This is a genomic window from Janthinobacterium sp. LM6 (assembly GCF_002002885.1).
Taxonomy (GTDB): Bacteria; Pseudomonadota; Gammaproteobacteria; order Burkholderiales; family Burkholderiaceae_D; genus Janthinobacterium; species Janthinobacterium kumbetense.
On sequence record NZ_CP019510.1, the window covers coordinates 3,565,561 to 3,583,615 of the forward strand.

The window sequence follows — 18,055 nt, forward strand, 5'->3', positions numbered from 1 at the left end:
GGAGATGAAAGTCTATTCCACAGGCAAGATTTAAAACTGAGCAAAACTTACATCGCCCGCCTACTCTTCCCCGTCCAGCCACACATCCTCATACCCTTCCCGGTCGAGGATGAACTTGGCGCCGCTGGGCAAGGCCAGGTAATCGACCACCTGCGGCAGCATGTCGTGCAGGTGGTCCGCATGCAGGGGCTGGTAAAAGCCGCTGGCATCGTCGTGTTCGCCGCAGTGGATGAACCAGCTGATGGTGCCGTTTTCCGGCAGCACGATGCGCGTGCCATAGATGGGTGACTGGTCCAGGCTGCCGATGGCGAGGGCCACCATGGGTTCCGGTGCTTGCGCGGGCAAGCCGAATTTGTCGCAGATGCGCTGCTGTGTTTTGCTGATCGGTGCGGTCATGCTGTTCTCAGGATCCGATGTATTGATAGTGGAGGCGCAGCGCGCCGTCGTGGCCGGACATTTCCAGGTGCAAGGTTGCTTCGCCCGGCTGGCCATCGGCCAGCAGCATGCATTCCAGGCCCAGCGGCCCGGCGTCGGTGGCATACACATCGACGGCCGCGCGGCCGCCCTTGCCCGGCACGAAGGCTTGCGCCAGCGGCGCCAGGGACAGCGCCTGGTTTGCCGCAAAATAGCTGTCGAGCATCTCCATGATCTCGTCGGCCACGCCGGGCGACAGGCCCCAGTCGCGTTGCAGCGCAACAGGATCGCGCCGGTCGAGCGTCTGCACGAAGGCGGCGGCCTGCGCGTATGCCAGCTGCCGCAGGCTGTCTGTGATGGCCATTTCCATGCTGCAACTCCTCTCTGTTGAACAGGCGCCATTATAGTGCGCGGCCTGGCGGATGCCGCACTGTCGCCGTGCCAACAGTTGCATGACGGTACGGCAACGCTGTAAAGTAGGCCACGATGAAAAAAAACCTGTCATGGCAGTTGCCACTGCGGTGCCGTGCGCTTCGCGGCCGAGATCGACCTCGCGGCCCCCAGCCTGCGCTGCAACTGCTCGTTCTGCCTGAAAGTGCGCTGCTGGGCCAGCCACGTGCCGCCCTCGGCCTTCCGCCTGCTGTCCGGTGAGGCGGACCTCAGCGAATACCGCTTCGGCGCCGGCCGCGAACGCCACTACTTTTGCCGCCACTGCGGCGTGCGCCCGTTCGGCCGCGGCGATTCGCCCCGCAGCGGTCCGTTTGTCGGCATCAGCGTCAACTGCCTCGACGATGCGTCTGCCGCCGAACTGGCGCGGGTACCCGTCACCTTTGTCGATGGCTGGCACGATGTGTGGGACACGCCGCCGCAGGAAACGCGGCATCTGTGAGGCAAGAAGGATGGCCGGGAAAGGAAATGCGGCTGCGCCATGTCGCGGGCGGCCAGATAAGCGTGCACTTCCCGTTGTCTGGATCGGCATTCTGGGCGATAATTACGCCCATGAACGATACCACCACCTTACCCCCATTGCCCGATCGCCTGTCGATCGACCCCAGCAGCCCTTACCACGTTGCCGCCGTGTTCGAGAACGACGTCGGCATCCGCTTCAACGACAAGGAACGTCTTGACGTGGAAGAATATTGCATTAGCGAACGCTGGATCAAGGTCGCTTCCACCAAGTCGCTGGACCGCCGCGGCCGTCCGCTGCAGATCAAGCTGAAGGGCAAAGTCGAAGCGTTTTACCGCTAAGCAACGCATTCAGCTGTCATCGAGGCCGATTTTCATCGGCCTTTTTTGCGTCCGCCGCTTGTTTTTCAGGCATCGCAGGCGACCAGCCCGGCCGCGGCCGCCATGGGCAGCCACAGCATGGCGTCGGCCAGCACCTCGTCCGCCGCCCTGCCGCTGGACTGCGCCGCCTGCCGCGCGCACTGCGCCAGCGGCGCGCCGCCGGCCAGCGCCTGCAGCCAGTCAAACTGCCAGGGCTGCAGCTCGTGCATGGCAAGCCGGTAATGCATGCGCGTAATGGCGACAAAGGCGGGACTGGCCTCCGGCTGGGCCGGCACGGCGTCGCCGGGCGCGGCCTGCGCCCGTTGCCAATAGTCGCACAGGGGGAACGACAGGGCCAGCAGCCGCGTGCACGGCGCCAGGCGCCAGGCCGGTGCATTTCCTAATAGCAAGTCCAATCCGGAAGGCAGCATGGGCGGCGCCAGCTTTTCCAGGCCCGGCGCCCTGCCCGCCTCGCTGCGCGCCCGTTCCAGCTGCGCCAGTTCCACGGGAAAGCGCAAGGCCGCCCCTTGCGCGCCAGCGGCGCGCTGGCTGGCGGCGAGAAAATCGGCAAAGCCGCCGCCCAGGTCATACAAGGTCGCGGAAGCGGACGGGTGGCGCCAGACATAGGCGCGGGCGAAGAAGGCGAACAGCTCGTCGCCCATGACCTTGCGCAAGACGGGATAGTCGGCCTGCAGGCATTCGAGCAGGCGCTGCACATAGCCGTCCGCATGGATGTGCAGCGGCGCCGGCCCGCCCCTGGCCCGTTTCAATACTTGCTCCTGCGTCAGGCCATGGCGCTCGCTGGCCAGCTGGACGCCGCGCGCCGCGCCGCCCGGCGCCGTCATCGCCGTCAGGAACCACGCCTGCAACTGCGCCAGCGGTGCGCGGGCTTCCCCATCGGCGCTACGGGGCATGGGCAGCCTCCAGGTGAAAGCCCAGCGGCGCCGACACGGCGGCGGCAGCCGTGGCGGGCGCCGCCTCGGCGAATTCTCCCCGTTCGGCCGCGCGCGCCTTGCCGAGTTCGGCCAGCAGCTGCGGGTACGGGGGAATGCCGGCATCCCATTCCAGCAGGGCCGACACGCCGCCCGTCAGCCGCTGCGCCAGCGCGTACAGGCGCCAGACGGCGGCCGGCACGGGCGCGTCGTGGGTGTCGATCAGCACGGCGCCGCAGACGGTAGGCCCGGCCAGGTGGATCTGCACGATGTGCGCGTGCGGCAACTGGCGGATGTAGGCGGCCGCGTCATAGCCGTGGTTATGCGCGCTGACGTGGACATTATTGACGTCAAGCAAGAGCCCGCAACCCGTATCCTCGGCCAGGCGGCCCAGGAATTCCCATTCCGGCATGCTGGACTGGGCAAATTCCACGTAGGTGCTGGGGTTTTCCAGGACCAGGGGACGGCCCAGGAATTCCTGCACCTGCCGCACTCTGCCCGCCACGTGGCGCAGGCTGGCCTCGTCCAGCGGCAGCGGCAGCAAGTCGTGGCTGTTGAGCGAGGCGGCGCCCGTCCAGCACAGGTGGTCGGAAATCCACGCGGGGCGGATCTCCTCGGCCAGCTGGCGCAGCTTGCGCAGGTAGCCGAGATGGAGCGGATCGCTGCTGCCGATCGACAGCGAGACGCCATGCATGACGATGGGCACCTGCGCCGCCACCTGCTCGAGCACATGGCGCGCATAGCCGTGGTTGTCGATGAAGTTCTCGCTGATGATCTCGAACCAGTCCACCTGCGGCCCGTGGCGCAGGATGTGTTCATAGTGCGGCGGGCGCAGCCCCACGCCCAGGCCCAGGTTCGGCAGGCCCAGGCGCGGCGGCACCCCATGCGTGGCCCGCATCAGGTCGACGGCGGCAAAGCCAGGCGCAGGTCGGTGGGCGGCGGCGGCGCGCCCACCGGCGTGCCGCGCGCCGCCATCACCTTGCCGTAGGCTTCCCAGGCCTTGTCGTAGACATTGTCGCCCAGCGCGAAACTCATGCTCTGGCCCAGCGGAATGCTGCGGTGGTCAGGCGCGGGGCCGAAATCGTACAGGGTCATGGTGGCGGGCTCGGGCGGCTCCTTGTCCGTGGTGTTCGGATACAGCTGCGAGGCCGAAATCGGCACGGCGCAGCCGCCGAAGCCCCCGCATTTGTTGTCGCTGGGCGCGCTGTAGACTTTATCGGGCTGCGGCGGCGGTGGCGGCACATAGCACGGCGAGCCCGGCGATGCGGCAAGCTTGACCGAGTGACCGCAGGACGAGCCGCCCGTGTCGGCCTGGGCAAAACCGCAGCCGCCCTGGGCATGGCAGCCGTTGGAGCCGCGGCAGGTGTGATAGACGGCCAGCGCGGCGCAGGTGGACGACGCTTCGCCCTCCAGGTGCATGCCCTGGCAGGCGTGGTACAGCACGCTTTTCTCGGCCAGCGGCACGCCCGTCGCCAGGTTCGGCGCCTGGCCCAGCACGGCCCAGCAGATGGCCATGCGGTCGCCCGCGCCCACCATCGACGGATACGGGAAGTCCAGTTGCTGGTTCAGCCAGTACTTGTCCAGCACGGAAGTGATGCCGTAGATGGCGCCCGTGGCGACCGTGCTCAGCATCCCCAATGTGCCGCTGGCATCCTTCAGGCGGTTCAGGGCGCCCGCCACGGCCGCCGGCGCGGGGATGTTCTTCGGCGCGGTGGCCGGGTTGTAGCGCTCGTTGGTCAGCATGGCCTCGCTCCAGCGCCCGCCTTCCTGGTGCCAGCCGGCCCAGGTTTTTACGGGCAGCATGGCCTTCACCTGGCCGAAACGCTCGTAGTGGTCGAACGGGGCGCTGTCGTGGCGCGCCTGCGCGTCGCGCGATTCGGCATCCTTGCCATTGTTCGCGTAGGACGGATAATCGCACTTCAGCGCGGCCAGGTCTTCGCGGTAATCGGGCTGCACGGCCATCAGGCGCTGCGCCGCGTCGCGGCGGTAGCGCTGGATGGCCGTTGCGCTGCCCTCGCCCTGGTCCGTGATGGCCGCCATCATGTCGATGGCCTTGTTGAACGAGCCCGTCTGGCCGCCATCCTGGTCTTGCGGGCCGAAACAGGTGTCGAACTTGGGAAATTCCGCCCGTGCATGGCCCTGCACCTGGCTGTTGAACATGTCTTGCTGCACCGAACCGTTGACGAACAGCTTTTGCCACAGGGTCTGGCCATCCGCGTATTCGATGCTGATGTAGCGCGCATAGCATTCGTACATGTAGCCGATGGTGCCGAACAGGGGCAGATCATGCACGTGCTTGCCCGGCGTCCAGCCCACGAACGGTACCTCTGGGAAATATTTGGTGTGGTTGTGCTTGTCGAACTCGGCCAACTGGGCGCGGGCCTGCTTTTCCGGCTGCTCGATGGCGAGGAACAGGTCGCACTGGTTGGCGTTCAACTCTTCCAGGTTGACGCGCACGTGGCTATAGTCGGCCGTATCGCGCAAGTCGACGATGTGCGGGATCAGCGTGCAGCTCTTGCCATAGCAGGTCCAGCCGTGGTCCTGCGATTGCAGCTCCGACCCCGTGAAGCACGGCGCCGTGCCGATGGCCGTGGCCAGGTTGGCCGCCATCTGCAGGTGCAGCATTTCCTGGATGAAGACGCTGAAGATGATATTGAAGGCCTTCTGCTCCTTCAGTTCGGGCCGCGCCGTGGTGCCCATGCCCGGCCACTGGCGGCCTTCGTAGTACGTGATGCCTTTCGAGTTGATCTGGTGCGTGCCCTGGATCGAATACATGGTGGCCATGTACAGGGGAATGGTGAACAGCTCGACGCTGACGGCCGCCTGGGCGATGGCGCGCACGGCGGCCTTGTCGGTGTCCAGCATGTCGAGCGGACGCCTGGTGATGGCGGGCTGGGTGCTTCCTAAAACGGGCATTTTCATTCTGTATCTCCACAGGGAGGATGCGTTTCGGATATCGGGCCGCGCCGCGCCATCTGCGTGCGCTGTTCACGGCACAGAAATCATACGCCTGAGAAAGATACTTTTGCGGCAAGATTTATGCGCTGGCTGCGGTATTGATCTGCGTCAATTCAGCCGGGTTTTCAGCGTACAAATAAGCGTTTTACGCCGTCATTCGATGACAATTGAATAGAATCGGCAAAACGCGCGCGTGTATAAGCGCGGCGCCGTCCAACGCCGGCGCGTGGCTTGCATGGTGATAGTCAGGCGCCGGGCGGCGGCTGGAAGGCGCAGAAGCCGGGCCACTGGTCGCGGCTGTCGCATACTTTCAGGCAGCCTTTGTTATCCTTGAAGGTGGCGACCACCTTGATGGGGAAGCCGTATTTTGGCGTGGTGGCCAGGAAGGCGGACGGGCAGCTTTGCTCGTTGCTGAAACGGAAAGTGATTTCTTCGCGGCGGCCCTTGCGCTCAAAGCCCAGCATGAAGGTTTCATTGCTGTTCCACTGCGCCTTGCCCGGCACGCGGAAGCGGTAGCGCGGGCTGCCCGGCTGCTGGCCGTCAAGTTTCTGGCCGAAGACGCGGCTGCTGGCCGTGGCCGTCTCGACCTTGGCGATCGGATAGGGCACGGCAAACATGTAGGTGCCGGCAAAACCCTGGTCGAAGCCGAGGCCCTTCTGGTAGAACGGCACGACGATATGCGGCGCGCCCGTGTATTCCACGGTATTGCGGGCCGTCACGCGCGACGTCAGCTTGTCATCGGGCGCTTGCCCGAAGACCACGTCCAGTTCCAGCAGGGCTTGTTGCTTGTCAATGTCTTGCGCCAGATAATCCTTGGGGAACATTTCGCCGTGCACGCAGCCGGCCAGCAAGGTGGCGGCGAGGCAGCCGGCGATCAGTCTAGGTATGCTCATGGCTGTTTTCCCTCCGGCGGCGCGGAAGCGAGGCCCAGGCCCGTCACTTGCCAGCCGCCCTTGCCTTGTTTCCATTGAAATTGCTGGCCGAACCAGGCCAGTTCCAGCTCGCGCCGGATGCGGTTCGAATCCGTGCGGCCCTGGCGCGCCTTGATGGCGGCGCCCGCCTGTTCGGAAGCGGCCTGCGACAAGGGCTTCAGCCACCGTTGATAGGTGTCCGGTGGCAAGGCCAGGACGCCGGCCACGCCGTCGTCGCGCGTGGCGACGAAGACCTGCAAGCTGGTCAGCCTCCGGGCCAGATAGGCGCCGCGCCGTCCGTCGGGCGAGACGGAGACCAGCATGGCGGGCGCGTAATCGCCCGTGACGATGCCCGGCATGTCAAACCACAGCAGCTCGCCCGTGTCCGTATCGAGCGCGCGGCCGTCGCGGGCAAACAGCAGCACCTCGCTGCGGCCCGGCTGCGGCACGCCCCATTCGGGGTCGCGCTCCGTGCGCACCATGTCGTCGCGCTGCATGGGACTGAGGGGGCGCATCAGCGGTTCGCCATTCTGCACGCCGATGAGGATGGTGCCCTGGCCCGTATAGCCCTTGGTAAAGGCCAGCAGCATGGGCTGGCCTTCGCGCCTGGCCTTGAGGGGCCGCACTTCCACCACTTCGCGCGCGCCGCCGGGCCAATAGCCGTGCTTGCGGAAAGATAAAGTGACGAGCGGGTCGTGGCGGTCGCGCGTGACGACAAAGTCGCCGTATTGCTGCATCACCGGCACGTATGGCGTTTGCGCCTGCGCGGCGGGCAAGACGGCGGCCAGCAAGCTGGCGGCGGCCGCCAGGCGGTGTAAAGGAAAGAACAGCATGGCATCCTGTGAAGGTCGCACGGGGCGAAGGAACAGCATCATAGACGATTCCTCGCCAGCAACACTGTCCGATAGGAAACATCAACGGCGCTGGATTTCGATCAGCTCGATCTCGAACAGCTTGGGCCACAGCTTGCCCGTGACAAACAGGCGCTTGCCGCGCGCATCCCAGGCGATGCCGTTGAGCACGGCGTCGGGATTGGCCGTGCCCCGCTGTTCGGGCGGCAGCAAGCCCGTCAGGTCGATCCAGCCGACGACTTTGCCGCTGGCCGGGTCGATGCGGGCAATCACGTCCGCGCCCCACACATTGGCAAACAGTTGCCCGTCGACCATTTCCAGTTCGTTCAGGCGTTCGATGGGGCGGCCTTCGGCCTTCACCTCGAAGCGGCGCACCTCGGCCAGGGTTTTCGGATTGAGCACGCGGATGGCGGACGTGCCGTCGCTCATGTAGACGAACTTGCCATCGCTGGCCAGGCCCCAGCCTTCGCCCGCGTAGCTGAATTTGCGTTTCAATTTGAAGGTCTTCACGTCGAAGACATAGCCGGTCTGCGAAATCCACGTCAGGCCCAGGAGCTCATCGCCCACATCCGTGATGCCTTCGCCGAACACATTCTTGTCGAGCATGCTTTTCTGCAGCACCTTGCCCGTCGTCAATTCCACCTTGCGCAAGGACGACTGGCCGTTCTGGCCCGTGCTTTCATACAGATGGCCATCCTTGAACAGCAAGCCCTGGGTAAACGCCTGGGTATCGTGCGGATAGGTATTCTTGACGAAATAGCCATACACGGGAATGGCGGCCTGGGCGTAGCCCATTTCGCTCATCAGGCCCACGGTGCATAACAATCCCAGCAGCAGCGAGCCTGCCGTGCGTTTGATTTTGGCTGTAACCTTGGCGTTGATGTTCATCTGGTCGGACGGAAGTTGGCGAGTGCCTATTGTAAACGTGCCGCGTCCGTCATGCGCGCCCTGACGAGCTCCAGCCAGGCGCGGGCGGCAAACGACAGCCGCCCGCCGCGGCGCCAGGCCAGCATCAGGTTCCACTCCACGGGCGGGCCATCCAGGGGGATGACGTCAAATTGCGCGGCATCAAGCGTGTCGCAATACATCTTCGGCAGCAGGCAGATGCCCACGCCCAGCCGCACCAGCGAGGCAATAAAGTCCCACTGACCGCTGCGGCCCGTGATGCGCGGGGCGAAACCGGCGCGCTGGCAGGCATCGAGCACGATGTCGTTCAGGGCAAACGCGGCGCCATAGAAAATGAAAGGGCTGTCGGCCAGTTCGGCCAGGGCGACGGAAGCGCGTCCCTGCCACGGCGAGCCGGGCGCGGCCAGCAGGCACAGCGGTGAGCGCACGAGGGGCAAGGCTTCGAAATCTTGCCAGGTGGCTGCGTTGCCCGGGTAGTCGAGCATGGTGCCCAGCTCCACCGTGCCCGTGCGCAAGTCGCGCTCGATCGCTTGCGTGCCGCTTTCATACATTTTCAGTTCAATGCCCGGATAGCGCTGGTGGTATTCGGCCAGCCACGGCGCCAGGGTGGAGTGCGTTTGCGGCGACACGCCGACCCGCAATTCTCCCCGTTCCAGATGTTGCAGGTCGCGCAATTCCACCTTCAGTTCCGCATGCAGGGCCAGCAGCTCATGCGCGCGCGACAGCACCACCTTGCCCGCGTCCGTCAAGGTAAACCGTTTGCCGGCGCGGTCCAGCAAGGCCAGGTCCAGCGACTGTTCCAGCTGTTGGACCATCTTGCTGACGGTGGGTTGCGTCACATGCAGCTTGCTGGCTGCGCGCGTAAAACTGTTCTGTTCGACCACTTCGACGAAGTAGCGCAAGGAGCGGATATCCATGATGCATTCCAAAATCGAATGATAATCATGAGTTTAAGTCATTTTATCTTTTGATGTAGGCTCACTACAATGAAAACCTCCCCCTGCCGTTTGAAAGCCCGCCGTGAAAGCCGTCCCTTGTTCCACCACCGCCCCACTCTCCATCCCTGCCTGGCGCCAGCCCGCGCAGACCATGTGGCAAGTGGGCGTGCTGATCGCCGCCTGGTGGCTGGCCGACGCGGCCGCCTCCGCCCTGCACTTGCCGTTTTCCGGCGGCGTCGTCGGCCTGTTCGTGCTGGTGGCCCTGCTGCTGGCGGGCTGGGTGCGCCCGGCCGCCATCGAACTGGGCGCCAACTGGCTGCTGGCCAACATGCTGCTGTTTTTTATACCGTTGGTTGTGTCCGTGGTGCAATTTACGCAACTGTTGAAGACGCAAGGTCTGATGCTGTTCGTGAATATCGGCCTGGGCTTTGCCAGCGTGATGCTGGCCACGGCGTTGACGGTGGAATGGGTGTGCCGCTATGAACGCAAGCTGCGTCTGAACAAGCTGCTGCGCCGGCGCGCCGCGAGGACGGCGGCATGAGCACCCTGCTGCTGTCGCTGCTGTTTTTGCTGCTGACCCTGGTGCTGTTCTACGCCAACCAGGCGCTGCACCGCCGCCATCCGCATTTCCTGCTCACGCCGGCCATCTGCACCTCGGCGATATTGATCGTCATCGTGCAGGCGACATCGACGCCGTTCGCCACGTATTTCGGCGAAACGCGCTGGCTGCCGTGGCTGCTGGGCCCGGCCACCATCGCGTTTGCGCTGCCCATCTTCCAGGAGCGCAAGCTGATCCGCAAGCACTGGCTGGCCTTGTCGCTGGGTAGCTGCGCCGGCATCGTGGCATCGGTCGCCGCCACCCTGCTGCTGGACCGGGTATTTGGCGTGCACGGCGACATGGCGCGCAGCTTGCTGGCTCGTTCCGTGTCCACGCCATTCGCGCTGGAAGCGTCGCGCCACATGGGCGGCTCGGCGCAGCTGACGGGCATCTTCGTCGTGATGACGGGCTTGTTCGGCTTGATGCTGGGCAAACCGCTATTAAAACTGCTGCCCTTGCGCATGCGCATCGCCCGCGGCGCCCCGTATGGCGCGGCCGCGCACGGTTTTGGACTCTCCGTGGCGCGCCGCGTGGGCACGGAAGAAGGCGCCGTGGCCAGCCTGACGATGATTTTCTCGGGCGTCGTGACGGTGCTGCTGGCGCCCCTGCTGGGGCATCTGCTGGGCTAGCGGCCCCCTTGCAGCGCCTGCAAGCCATGCACGATCAGGTCGATTCCCGCCAAAAAATCCGCGCGGTCGTCGTGCGCGCGCAGCTGGCCCGCCACCTTGCGGGCAAACGGAAACGCCTGCGCATCGAGGCGTGACCAGGCGCCCGCCAGGGTGTCGAGGAAATGCGCGCGCTCCAGCCCCCGTTCCCGGGCGATGACGGCATTGGCCGCGTTCTGTCCGCTCACGCCCAGCAGATAATTGAGCAAGGCGCATGCCGCCATCCACTGCCGGTCCTGCGGCACGCCCAGCGCATCGACCTGCCGGCCCAGGCGCTCCAGGATGCGCACGGTGGGCAGCTGGCCAGGCGCGCGCGATAGGGCCGAGCCCAGCCACGGATGCGCATCCATGGCCTCGAACATGGCCAGCGCCACGGCGCGGATGCCCGCTTGCGGCGTATCGTCAGGCGGGGCGTCCTGCATGGCGCGGACGACGATGGCGTCGCTGGCGGCCGTGAACAAATCATCCTTGTCGGCCACGTGCCAGTAGATGGCGCCCGCTCCCGTCGCCAGGCGCGCGGCCAGCGCGCGGAAGGTCAGGCCGCCCTCGCCCGCCGTGTCGAGCAGGACGATGGCGGCATCGATGATGGTGTCGCGCGTCAGCGAGTCGGCGCGTCGTGATGGGGTCGCTACGGTATCTGGCATCGCTTATCTTGACACAGATGGCGGCTTGCCGCAAAATTCCTCTGGAACGCTGTTCCATTATTGTTTTGAAAACCATCTGAAGGATCACCATGCATATCGCCATCATCGGCGCGGGCCTGGGCGGGCTGATGCTCGCCCGCGTGCTGCACGTCCACGGCATCGCCGCCACCGTGTATGAGGCGGATGCGTCGCCGCAAGCGCGCCGCCAGGGCGGCATGCTCGATATTCACGAAGATACGGGCCAGCAAGCGCTGCGGGCGGCCGGCTTGCACGACGCCTTCCGCGCCCTCATCCACGCGGGCGGCGAAGCGAGCCGCGTGCTCGACCAGCATGGCACGGTCTTGCACGACGAAGGCGACGATGGCACGGGCGGGCGTCCCGAAGTGGCGCGCGGCGAACTGCGCCGCATCCTGCTCGAAGCCTTGCCTGAAGGCTGCGTGCGCTGGGGCCACAAATTGACCAGTATCGCAACGCTGGGCGGCGGCCAGCACCTTTTACAGTTTGCGCATGGCGTCACGGCGGCCAGCGACCTGCTGGTGGGCGCGGACGGCGCCTGGTCCCGGGTGCGGCCGCTGCTCTCCAGCGCACAGCCCGCCTACAGCGGCATTGCCTTCATTGAAACGTATCTGTTCGACAGCGACCGCCGCCACCGGGCCAGCGCGCACGCCGTGGGCGCAGGCGCCCTGTTCGCGCTGGCGCCCGGCAAAGGCATCCAGGCCCACCGCGAAGCCGATGGCGTGCTGCATGCGTATGTGGCCCTGAGTAAATCCGAAGAATGGCTGGCCGGCATCGATTTTGCCGACCCCGCCGCCGCTCGGGCGGCCATCGCCGCCCAGTTTGCCGGCTGGGCGCCGGCGCTGACAGCCCTGATCACGGACGCGGACACGCCGCCCGTGCCCCGTCCCGTGCACCTGCAGCCCGTCGGCCACCGCTGGCAGCGCGTGGCGGGCGTAACCTTGCTGGGCGATGCAGCCCATCTGATGGCGCCGGCCGGCGAAGGCGCCAACCTGGCCATGCTGGACGGCGCCGAGCTGGCGCAGGCGCTTGCCGCGCAGCCGGGCGACGTGGAAGCGGCCTTGCTGGCGTATGAAACGGCGCTGTTTGTGCGCAGCAGCGCGGCTGCGGCGGAGTCCGAGCGCATCCTGCGCCTGTGCTTCGACGACGATGCGCCGCACAGCCTGGTGCGGTTCTTTACAGGCATGCAAGATGGCGGCCCGGCGCGCGAAGTGTGAACGGCGGCGCCAAAGCCCCACGCCAGCGGCCTTTATCGGGGATAATACGTCTTTCCCCATTCCCAGCAGCCGCGCCACGATGAAATACCCCGCAGTTCAGCCCTTCAGCGACATCCTGCCATGCCTGCATGAATTCGACGCCATCATCGACGTGCGCAGCCCGTCCGAGTTCGCGGAAGACCATTTGCCGGGCGCCATCAACCTGCCCGTGCTGGACGACGAGCAGCGCGTGCGCGTCGGCACTTTATACAAGCAGACGAGCGCCTTCGAGGCGAAGAAGCTGGGCGCGGCGCTGGTGGCAAAGAATATCGCGCGGCATATCGAAGACGGTTTCCTCGGCCATCCGCAGCACTGGAAACCCCTGGTGTACTGCTGGCGCGGCGGCAACCGCAGCGGCGCCATGGCGCACATCCTGGCGCGCATCGGCTGGCCCGTCACGCAGCTCGACGGCGGCTACAAGGATTACCGCCGCCACGTGAATGCCGAGCTGGCCACCCTGCCCGAACGCTTCGACTTCATCAACGTGCTGTGCGGCCCCACGGGCAGCGGCAAGAGCCGTTTGCTGCAAGTGCTGGACAGGCAAGGCGCGCAGGTGGTCGACCTGGAAGACCTGGCGGCCCACCGCGGCTCCGTGCTGGGCGGCTTGCCCGAAGCGGACCAGCCGGCGCAAAAAGCGTTTGAAAGCGCGCTGTGGCAGCAACTGCGTACTTTCGACCCGGCGCTGCCCGTCTTCATCGAATCGGAAAGCAAGAAAGTGGGCCGGCTGCGCGTGCCCGATGCGCTGATGGACAAGATGCGCGCGGCCGCCTGCACGGACGTGCGGCTCGATACGGCCCAGCGCGTGCAATTGCTGATGCAGGACTATGAACATTTCGTCGGCGACCCGGTGCGCCTGAACGTGCAGCTGGCCCTGTTGACGCAGCTGCATGGCAAGGAGAAAATTGCCCACTGGCAGCAACTGGCCACTGCCGGCCGCATGGCCGAACTGGTGGAAGAACTGCTGGTCCAGCATTACGACCCCGTCTACCGGCAATCGATCGCCCGCAACTTCAGCCGCTACGCCCAGGCGACGCCGCTGGTCTTGCCCGACATTTCAGAACATGCCTTTGAGCAAGCCGCGCGCGCATTATGTGCTATCGTCGGAGACGGAAAGCAATGAACCCAAAGACAGAATACCGGGGTCGAACCCTGAGGGTCCGACCCCAGATTTTGCGTCTGGGGTAAAAATGATCATAGCAGTACACAACATCAGCAGGAACTCCCATGTCAGATAGCGCAGTAACACCAAATACCCCCATCCGATTGACCGAATTTGCCCATGGCGGCGGCTGCGGCTGCAAGATCGCGCCCGGCGTGCTGGCCGACATCTTAAAAGGCAGCGGCGGCTTTCCCCTGCCGAAAGAATTGCTGGTTGGCATAGAAACCTCGGATGACGCGGCCGTCTACCAGCTCAACGACGAGCAGGCGCTGATCGCCACCACGGATTTCTTCATGCCCATCGTCGACGACCCGTTCGACTTCGGCCGCATCGCCGCCACCAACGCCATTTCCGACGTGTACGCCATGGGCGGCACGCCCATCATGGCGCTGGCCCTGGTGGGCATGCCGATCAACAAGCTGCCGGTGGAAACCATCGGCCTCATCTTAAAGGGTGGCGAAACCATCTGCGCCCAGGCCGGCATCCCCATCGCGGGCGGCCACACCATCGATTCCGTCGAGCCGATCTATGGCCTGGTCGTGCTGGGCCTCGTGCACCCGTCGCAGGTGAAGCGCAACGCTGGCGCGCGCGCCGGCGATAAACTGGTGCTGGGCAAGCCGATCGGCGTGGGCATTTTGTCGGCCGCGCTGAAGAAGAATGCGCTGGACGCGGATGGCTACGCCTCGCTGATCGCCAACACCACCAAATTGAATACCCCGGGCAAGAAACTGGCCCTGCTGGACGGCGTGCATGCGCTGACGGACGTGACGGGCTTCGGCTTGCTGGGCCACACCCTGGAACTGGCGCGCGGCGCCAAGTTGCAGGCGCGCATCGCCATGGCTGACGTGCCGCTGCTGCTGCAAGTGCAGCAACTGGCGCAAAACGGCAACATCACGGGCGCGTCCGGCCGCAACTGGCAGGGCTACGGCGCGCAAGTGCAGCTCGACGACGGCTTGAGCGCCATCGACAAGGCGATCCTGACGGACCCGCAAACGGCCGGCCCCCTGCTGGTGGCGTGCGCGCCGGAAGCCGTCGAGCAAGTACTGGCGATTTTCCGCGCCGAAGGCTTTGGCGACGCCGTCGTCATCGGCGAGATGCAGGATGGCAATACCGGGGTTTCCGTATATTAATGAACAATCTTTCAAAGGCAGTCCCATGACCACATTCTCCAACAAATTCCCCGCCATCCTGGCCACCGTCGCCGCCACCCTGGCCATCCACAGCGGCCTGGCGCAGGCGCAGCAAGTGTTGCGCGTATCCGCCATCCCCGACGAAGCGCCGACGGAATTGCAGCGCAAGTTCAAGCCGCTGGGCAGCTACCTGGAAAAAAAGCTGGGCATGAAGGTGGAATTTACGCCCGTCACCGATTACGCGGCGTCCGTCGAAGGCTTGATCAATCACAAGCTCGACATGGTCTGGTTCGGCGGTTTTACGTTTGTGCAAGCCAACGTGCGCAGCGGCGGCAAGATCGTGCCGCTGGTGCAGCGCGAGGAAGACACGAAATTCCGCTCGGTATTTGTGACCACCAGCAAGGACATCAATCAATTGTCCGACCTGAAGGGCAAGAATTTCACGTTCGGCTCGGAATCGTCGACCTCGGGCCACTTGATGCCTCGCTACTACTTGCTGGCCGCCAAGATCAACCCGGACACGGACATGAAGCGCATCGCGTTTTCCGGCGCGCATGACGCCACCGTGGCCGCCGTGGCCGGCGGCAAGGTCGATGCGGGCACCTTGAACATTTCCGTGTGGGAAAAGCTGGTCGAAGCGAAAAAGGTCGACCCAAGCAAGGTGCGCGTGTTCTACACGACTCCAGGCTACTACGATTACAACTGGAGCGTGCGCGCCGACATGAACCCCGTCGTGCGCAAGAAGCTGACGGACGCCTTCCTGGCGCTGGACCCATCCACGCCTGAAGGCAAGGAAATCCTCGAACTGCAGCGCGCCACCAAGTTCATCCCGACCAAGGCCGAGAATTACAAGGATATCGAAGCGGCCGCGCGCGACGCGAAGCTGTTGAAGTAATTTTCGACACGCAGCAGAAATCCGGGGTCAGACCCGCCGGGTCTGACCCCAGCCCTCATTTGCACCAACACATAGCATGACATTCCAACTTCACAAGGTCAGCGTCCACCACGCGGGCGCCGCCGGCAATGCGCTGGCCCTGCGCGAGCTGGACCTCGACGTGGCCCAGGGTGAGCAGATCGCCCTGATCGGCCCTTCCGGCGCCGGCAAGACCAGTTTGCTGCACACGCTGGCTTGCGCGCTGCGCCCGGAGTCCGGCAGCTTGCGCATACTCGGCAGTTCTCCCTGGCAACTTGCCAGCGCCGAGCGCCACGCCTTGCGCGCGCGCCTGTTCCTGGCGCCGCAAACGCCGCCCTTGCCGCCGCGCCAGCGGGTCGTCAACGCCGTGCTGGCGGGCCGCTTGCCGCAATGGAGCTTGTGGACGGCCATCCGCTCGCTGGTCGCGCCCGTCGACCCGCGCGCCGCGTGGGAAGCTTTAGGTAAATTCAACCTGCAGGATAAGCTGTATGCACGGGTCGACCGCCTGTCCGGCGGCGAACGCCAACGCTGCGGCATGGCCCGCGCACTCGTCTCAAATGCAGAAGTGTTCCTCGTCGACGAACCCTTATCCGCGCTCGACCCCACGCTCGCCTTGCAAACGATCCACGTGCTGCAAGCGGAAGCGACGGCGCGCAACGCCACCCTGATCTGCAGCCTGCACCAGGTGGAGATCGCGCGCGCCTGCTTTACGCGCATCGTCGCCTTGCGTGACGGCAAGATCGTCTTCGACTTGCCTGCCAGCGAGGTCAGCGACGCCATGATCGCCGAGCTGTACCGCAACAAGGCCGATACGGCGCCGCAGTTCGAGGCCGTGGAAACGCAGCTGGACGCCGCGAGGCCCCTTTGCTGAAGAGTACCAACGCCCCCATGCCGCGCGACCCCGCCTGGCGCGGCCGCCTGACCGGCGCCGCCATCGTGCTGCTCGTGCTGTGGCCGATGCTGGTGCAGGCGGAATTCAAGCCGTGGATTTTATGGGATGCGCAAAGCCTGGCGGCCACCTGGCAGTTTATTTCCAGCTTCGTGCCGCCCGCCCACTCGCTGGAATTTTTGCAGCTGGTGGCCATTTCCAGCTGGGAAACCATCGCCATGGCCACGGCCGGCATGGCGATGGCCATGCTGGGCGCCATACCGTTGACCTTGCTGGTGACGGAGCGATTGTCGATTTCGCGCCTCGGCTCCGGCCGGGTGTCGCCGCTGGCCGCCGCGCTGCGCCATTGCGTGCGTGCGCTGCTGGTGCTGCTGCGCAGCGTGCCGGAACTGGTCTGGGCCTTGTTATTGGTGCGTATCGTGGGACTCGGGCCGACGGCGGGCGTAATCGCCATCGCACTCACCTATTGCGGCATGCTGGGCAAGGTGTACGCGGAAATCCTCGAATCGTCGGATGCATCCGCCTGCAACGCCTTATTGCACAACGGCAGCGGCCGCTTGAAAGCCTTGCTGTACGGCGCCCTGCCCGAATCGGCCGCCGAACTGGTGTCGTACACGATTTACCGCTGGGAATGCGCGATCCGCGGCTCCGTCGTCATGGGTTTTGTCGGCGCGGGCGGCCTGGGCCAGCGCATGGATGAATCGATGAAGATGATGGCAGGCAATGAACTGGCCACCATGCTGATGGTCTTCGTGCTGCTGGTGGCGGGCGCCGACGCCGTCTCGGCCATGCTGCGCCGGAGGCTGGCATGAAGACGGAACCGATGTTGCCCGTCCCTGCGCCTGTGCGCTGGTCCACCTGGGCCTTGCTGGCCGGTTTGTTGCTGCTGGTCATCGCCAGCTTCGCCACCCTGCCCTTGAAATGGGGAGAATTCTTCAGCGCGGACGCCGTGCGCACGAGCGCCGACTTCCTGCACGGCTTCGCCCCGCCCGAGCTGGCCGGCCCCTTCCTGATGAAAGTGGGCATTGCTACCTTTGAAACACTTGCCATGTCGGCCATCGGCACGGTGATCGCCGCCATCCTGGGCGCGCTGCTGGCCCTGCCCGCCAGCGGCCGTTTTGGTCACTTGGCGCGCAACGCGACGCGCGGCGTGTTGAATGTGCTGCGCTCCATTCCCGAACTGGTCTGGGCGTCGATTTTGCTGATCGCCGCCGGCTTGGGCCCGTTTGCCGGCACCCTGGCCTTGGCCCTGCACACGGTGGGCGTGCTGGGCCGCTTGTTTGCCGATGCCTTCGAGAATTGCCCGCCCTTGCCGGCGGCGACCTTGCGCATCAACGGCGCGCGCCCCGCCGTGGCCTTCCTGTACGCGACCTTGCCGCAATGCAGCCCGCAAATGATGTCCTACACCTTGTACCGCTGGGAAAACAATATCCGCGCCGCCGCCATCCTCGGCGTCGTCGGTGCGGGCGGCCTGGGACAGATGCTGAAGTACCATCTGTCGCTGTTCCAGATGCAGAACGCCGCCACCGTCATCGTCGCCATGCTGCTGATGGTGGCCGCCGTCGATGGCCTCAGCTACCTGCTGCGCCGCGCCATGACCCGTTAATTTT

The 18,055-nt window shown here is 65.2% G+C and carries 21 protein-coding genes; 11 read left to right on the plus strand and 10 right to left on the minus strand.

The window, feature by feature from the left end:
- Positions 1 to 60: 60 nt before the first annotated feature.
- Positions 61 to 396, minus strand: coding sequence for a hypothetical protein (locus BZG29_RS15580; protein ID WP_077404579.1), 336 nt, complete (start codon positions 394 to 396; stop codon positions 61 to 63).
- Between the two features lie 7 nt (positions 397 to 403).
- The gene (locus tag BZG29_RS15585; RefSeq protein WP_077404582.1) at positions 404 to 784 is read right to left on the minus strand and encodes a hypothetical protein; all 381 of its coding nucleotides are present in this window, start codon (positions 782 to 784) and stop codon (positions 404 to 406) included.
- 156 nt (positions 785 to 940) lie between these two features.
- Here BZG29_RS15585 and BZG29_RS15590 point away from each other — a divergent pair, with 156 nt between their 5' ends.
- On the plus strand, positions 941 to 1,303 hold the full coding sequence (locus BZG29_RS15590) for a GFA family protein (RefSeq protein WP_077404585.1): 363 nt from the start codon (positions 941 to 943) through the stop codon (positions 1,301 to 1,303).
- Positions 1,304 to 1,413: 110 nt separating this feature from the next.
- Positions 1,414 to 1,662, plus strand: a complete 249-nt coding sequence (locus BZG29_RS15595; RefSeq protein ID WP_010398340.1) for a DUF3297 family protein — start codon at positions 1,414 to 1,416, stop codon at positions 1,660 to 1,662.
- Positions 1,663 to 1,727: 65 nt separating this feature from the next.
- Here the strand turns inward: BZG29_RS15595 and BZG29_RS15600 are convergent, their stop codons facing one another.
- The 7 genes from BZG29_RS15600 to BZG29_RS15630 form a co-directional block, all read right to left on the minus strand.
- Positions 1,728 to 2,594 (minus strand): DNA-binding domain-containing protein, encoded by an 867-nt coding sequence (locus BZG29_RS15600; protein ID WP_077404588.1) that lies wholly within the window; start codon positions 2,592 to 2,594, stop codon positions 1,728 to 1,730.
- A complete protein-coding gene (locus BZG29_RS15605; protein WP_077404591.1) occupies positions 2,584 to 3,510 on the minus strand; it encodes a DUF692 domain-containing protein in 927 nt (308 codons plus the stop codon). Before BZG29_RS15605 ends, BZG29_RS15600 begins: the two co-directional genes overlap by 11 nt.
- Positions 3,510 to 5,534: a ferritin-like domain-containing protein gene (locus BZG29_RS15610; protein ID WP_077404593.1), complete on the minus strand. Its 2,025-nt coding sequence runs from the start codon at positions 5,532 to 5,534 to the stop codon at positions 3,510 to 3,512. Before BZG29_RS15610 ends, BZG29_RS15605 begins: the two co-directional genes overlap by 1 nt.
- Positions 5,535 to 5,815: 281 nt before the next feature.
- Positions 5,816 to 6,463, minus strand: coding sequence for a hypothetical protein (locus tag BZG29_RS15615; RefSeq protein WP_077404596.1), 648 nt, complete (start codon positions 6,461 to 6,463; stop codon positions 5,816 to 5,818).
- Positions 6,460 to 7,356 carry a hypothetical protein gene (locus BZG29_RS15620; protein WP_216350308.1) on the minus strand — a complete coding sequence of 299 codons (897 nt, stop codon included), beginning with the start codon at positions 7,354 to 7,356 and terminating at the stop codon, positions 6,460 to 6,462. The genes BZG29_RS15615 and BZG29_RS15620 overlap by 4 nt, the downstream gene beginning before the upstream one ends.
- Positions 7,357 to 7,395: 39 nt before the next feature.
- Positions 7,396 to 8,220, minus strand: coding sequence for a glutaminyl-peptide cyclotransferase (locus BZG29_RS15625; protein ID WP_150130936.1), 825 nt, complete (start codon positions 8,218 to 8,220; stop codon positions 7,396 to 7,398).
- A 26-nt stretch (positions 8,221 to 8,246) separates the two neighbouring features.
- The gene (locus tag BZG29_RS15630; RefSeq protein ID WP_077404599.1) at positions 8,247 to 9,155 is read right to left on the minus strand and encodes a LysR family transcriptional regulator; all 909 of its coding nucleotides are present in this window, start codon (positions 9,153 to 9,155) and stop codon (positions 8,247 to 8,249) included.
- A 103-nt stretch (positions 9,156 to 9,258) separates the two neighbouring features.
- On the opposite strand from BZG29_RS15630, the gene BZG29_RS15635 reads away from it, so the two are divergent.
- Together BZG29_RS15635 and BZG29_RS15640 are read left to right on the plus strand one after the other, a co-directional pair.
- Positions 9,259 to 9,717: a CidA/LrgA family protein gene (locus BZG29_RS15635; RefSeq protein ID WP_077404602.1), complete on the plus strand. Its 459-nt coding sequence runs from the start codon at positions 9,259 to 9,261 to the stop codon at positions 9,715 to 9,717.
- Positions 9,714 to 10,403 carry an LrgB family protein gene (locus BZG29_RS15640; protein WP_077404605.1) on the plus strand — a complete coding sequence of 230 codons (690 nt, stop codon included), beginning with the start codon at positions 9,714 to 9,716 and terminating at the stop codon, positions 10,401 to 10,403. The genes BZG29_RS15635 and BZG29_RS15640 overlap by 4 nt, the downstream gene beginning before the upstream one ends.
- Here the strand turns inward: BZG29_RS15640 and BZG29_RS15645 are convergent.
- Positions 10,400 to 11,083: a TetR family transcriptional regulator gene (locus BZG29_RS15645; protein ID WP_077404608.1), complete on the minus strand. Its 684-nt coding sequence runs from the start codon at positions 11,081 to 11,083 to the stop codon at positions 10,400 to 10,402. The genes BZG29_RS15640 and BZG29_RS15645 overlap by 4 nt on opposite strands.
- A gap of 89 nt (positions 11,084 to 11,172) precedes the next feature.
- On the opposite strand from BZG29_RS15645, the gene BZG29_RS15650 reads away from it, so the two are divergent.
- The 7 genes from BZG29_RS15650 to phnE all read left to right on the plus strand — a co-directional run bounded on the left by BZG29_RS15650 (position 11,173) and on the right by phnE (position 18,051).
- Positions 11,173 to 12,315, plus strand: a complete 1,143-nt coding sequence (locus tag BZG29_RS15650) for an NAD(P)/FAD-dependent oxidoreductase (RefSeq protein ID WP_077404611.1) — start codon at positions 11,173 to 11,175, stop codon at positions 12,313 to 12,315.
- 79 nt (positions 12,316 to 12,394) lie between these two features.
- Positions 12,395 to 13,474 (plus strand): tRNA 2-selenouridine(34) synthase MnmH, encoded by a 1,080-nt coding sequence (mnmH, locus tag BZG29_RS15655; RefSeq protein WP_077409127.1) that lies wholly within the window; start codon positions 12,395 to 12,397, stop codon positions 13,472 to 13,474.
- A 104-nt stretch (positions 13,475 to 13,578) separates the two neighbouring features.
- Positions 13,579 to 14,643 (plus strand): selenide, water dikinase SelD, encoded by a 1,065-nt coding sequence (gene selD, locus BZG29_RS15660; protein ID WP_077404614.1) that lies wholly within the window; start codon positions 13,579 to 13,581, stop codon positions 14,641 to 14,643.
- A 25-nt stretch (positions 14,644 to 14,668) separates the two neighbouring features.
- A complete protein-coding gene (locus BZG29_RS15665; RefSeq protein ID WP_077404617.1) occupies positions 14,669 to 15,538 on the plus strand; it encodes a putative selenate ABC transporter substrate-binding protein in 870 nt (289 codons plus the stop codon).
- A gap of 76 nt (positions 15,539 to 15,614) precedes the next feature.
- Positions 15,615 to 16,427 (plus strand): ATP-binding cassette domain-containing protein, encoded by an 813-nt coding sequence (locus BZG29_RS15670; protein WP_077404620.1) that lies wholly within the window; start codon positions 15,615 to 15,617, stop codon positions 16,425 to 16,427.
- Between the two features lie 17 nt (positions 16,428 to 16,444).
- On the plus strand, positions 16,445 to 17,257 hold the full coding sequence (locus BZG29_RS15675) for an ABC transporter permease (protein ID WP_077409128.1): 813 nt from the start codon (positions 16,445 to 16,447) through the stop codon (positions 17,255 to 17,257).
- Entirely contained in the window at positions 17,254 to 18,051 is a 798-nt protein-coding gene (gene phnE, locus BZG29_RS15680; RefSeq protein WP_077404623.1) for a phosphonate ABC transporter, permease protein PhnE, read from the plus strand. Before BZG29_RS15675 ends, phnE begins: the two co-directional genes overlap by 4 nt.
- Positions 18,052 to 18,055 lie beyond the last annotated feature (4 nt).

Coding starts and splice junctions, on each gene's coding strand:
- BZG29_RS15625 (WP_150130936.1), bottom strand. CDS start 8,220: ATGAACATCAACGCCAAGGTTACAGCCAAAATCAAACGCACGGCAGGC.
- BZG29_RS15605 (WP_077404591.1), bottom strand. CDS start 3,510: ATGCGGGCCACGCATGGGGTGCCGCCGCGCCTGGGCCTGCCGAACCTG.
- mnmH (WP_077409127.1), top strand. CDS start 12,395: ATGAAATACCCCGCAGTTCAGCCCTTCAGCGACATCCTGCCATGCCTG.
- BZG29_RS15615 (WP_077404596.1), bottom strand. CDS start 6,463: ATGAGCATACCTAGACTGATCGCCGGCTGCCTCGCCGCCACCTTGCTG.
- BZG29_RS15580 (WP_077404579.1), bottom strand. CDS start 396: ATGACCGCACCGATCAGCAAAACACAGCAGCGCATCTGCGACAAATTC.
- phnE (WP_077404623.1), top strand. CDS start 17,254: ATGAAGACGGAACCGATGTTGCCCGTCCCTGCGCCTGTGCGCTGGTCC.
- BZG29_RS15600 (WP_077404588.1), bottom strand. CDS start 2,594: ATGCCCCGTAGCGCCGATGGGGAAGCCCGCGCACCGCTGGCGCAGTTG.
- BZG29_RS15665 (WP_077404617.1), top strand. CDS start 14,669: ATGACCACATTCTCCAACAAATTCCCCGCCATCCTGGCCACCGTCGCC.
- BZG29_RS15585 (WP_077404582.1), bottom strand. CDS start 784: ATGGAAATGGCCATCACAGACAGCCTGCGGCAGCTGGCATACGCGCAG.
- BZG29_RS15640 (WP_077404605.1), top strand. CDS start 9,714: ATGAGCACCCTGCTGCTGTCGCTGCTGTTTTTGCTGCTGACCCTGGTG.
- BZG29_RS15645 (WP_077404608.1), bottom strand. CDS start 11,083: ATGCCAGATACCGTAGCGACCCCATCACGACGCGCCGACTCGCTGACG.
- selD (WP_077404614.1), top strand. CDS start 13,579: ATGTCAGATAGCGCAGTAACACCAAATACCCCCATCCGATTGACCGAA.
- BZG29_RS15675 (WP_077409128.1), top strand. CDS start 16,445: ATGCCGCGCGACCCCGCCTGGCGCGGCCGCCTGACCGGCGCCGCCATC.
- BZG29_RS15620 (WP_216350308.1), bottom strand. CDS start 7,356: ATGATGCTGTTCCTTCGCCCCGTGCGACCTTCACAGGATGCCATGCTG.
- BZG29_RS15670 (WP_077404620.1), top strand. CDS start 15,615: ATGACATTCCAACTTCACAAGGTCAGCGTCCACCACGCGGGCGCCGCC.
- BZG29_RS15630 (WP_077404599.1), bottom strand. CDS start 9,155: ATGGATATCCGCTCCTTGCGCTACTTCGTCGAAGTGGTCGAACAGAAC.
- BZG29_RS15650 (WP_077404611.1), top strand. CDS start 11,173: ATGCATATCGCCATCATCGGCGCGGGCCTGGGCGGGCTGATGCTCGCC.
- BZG29_RS15610 (WP_077404593.1), bottom strand. CDS start 5,534: ATGAAAATGCCCGTTTTAGGAAGCACCCAGCCCGCCATCACCAGGCGT.
- BZG29_RS15595 (WP_010398340.1), top strand. CDS start 1,414: ATGAACGATACCACCACCTTACCCCCATTGCCCGATCGCCTGTCGATC.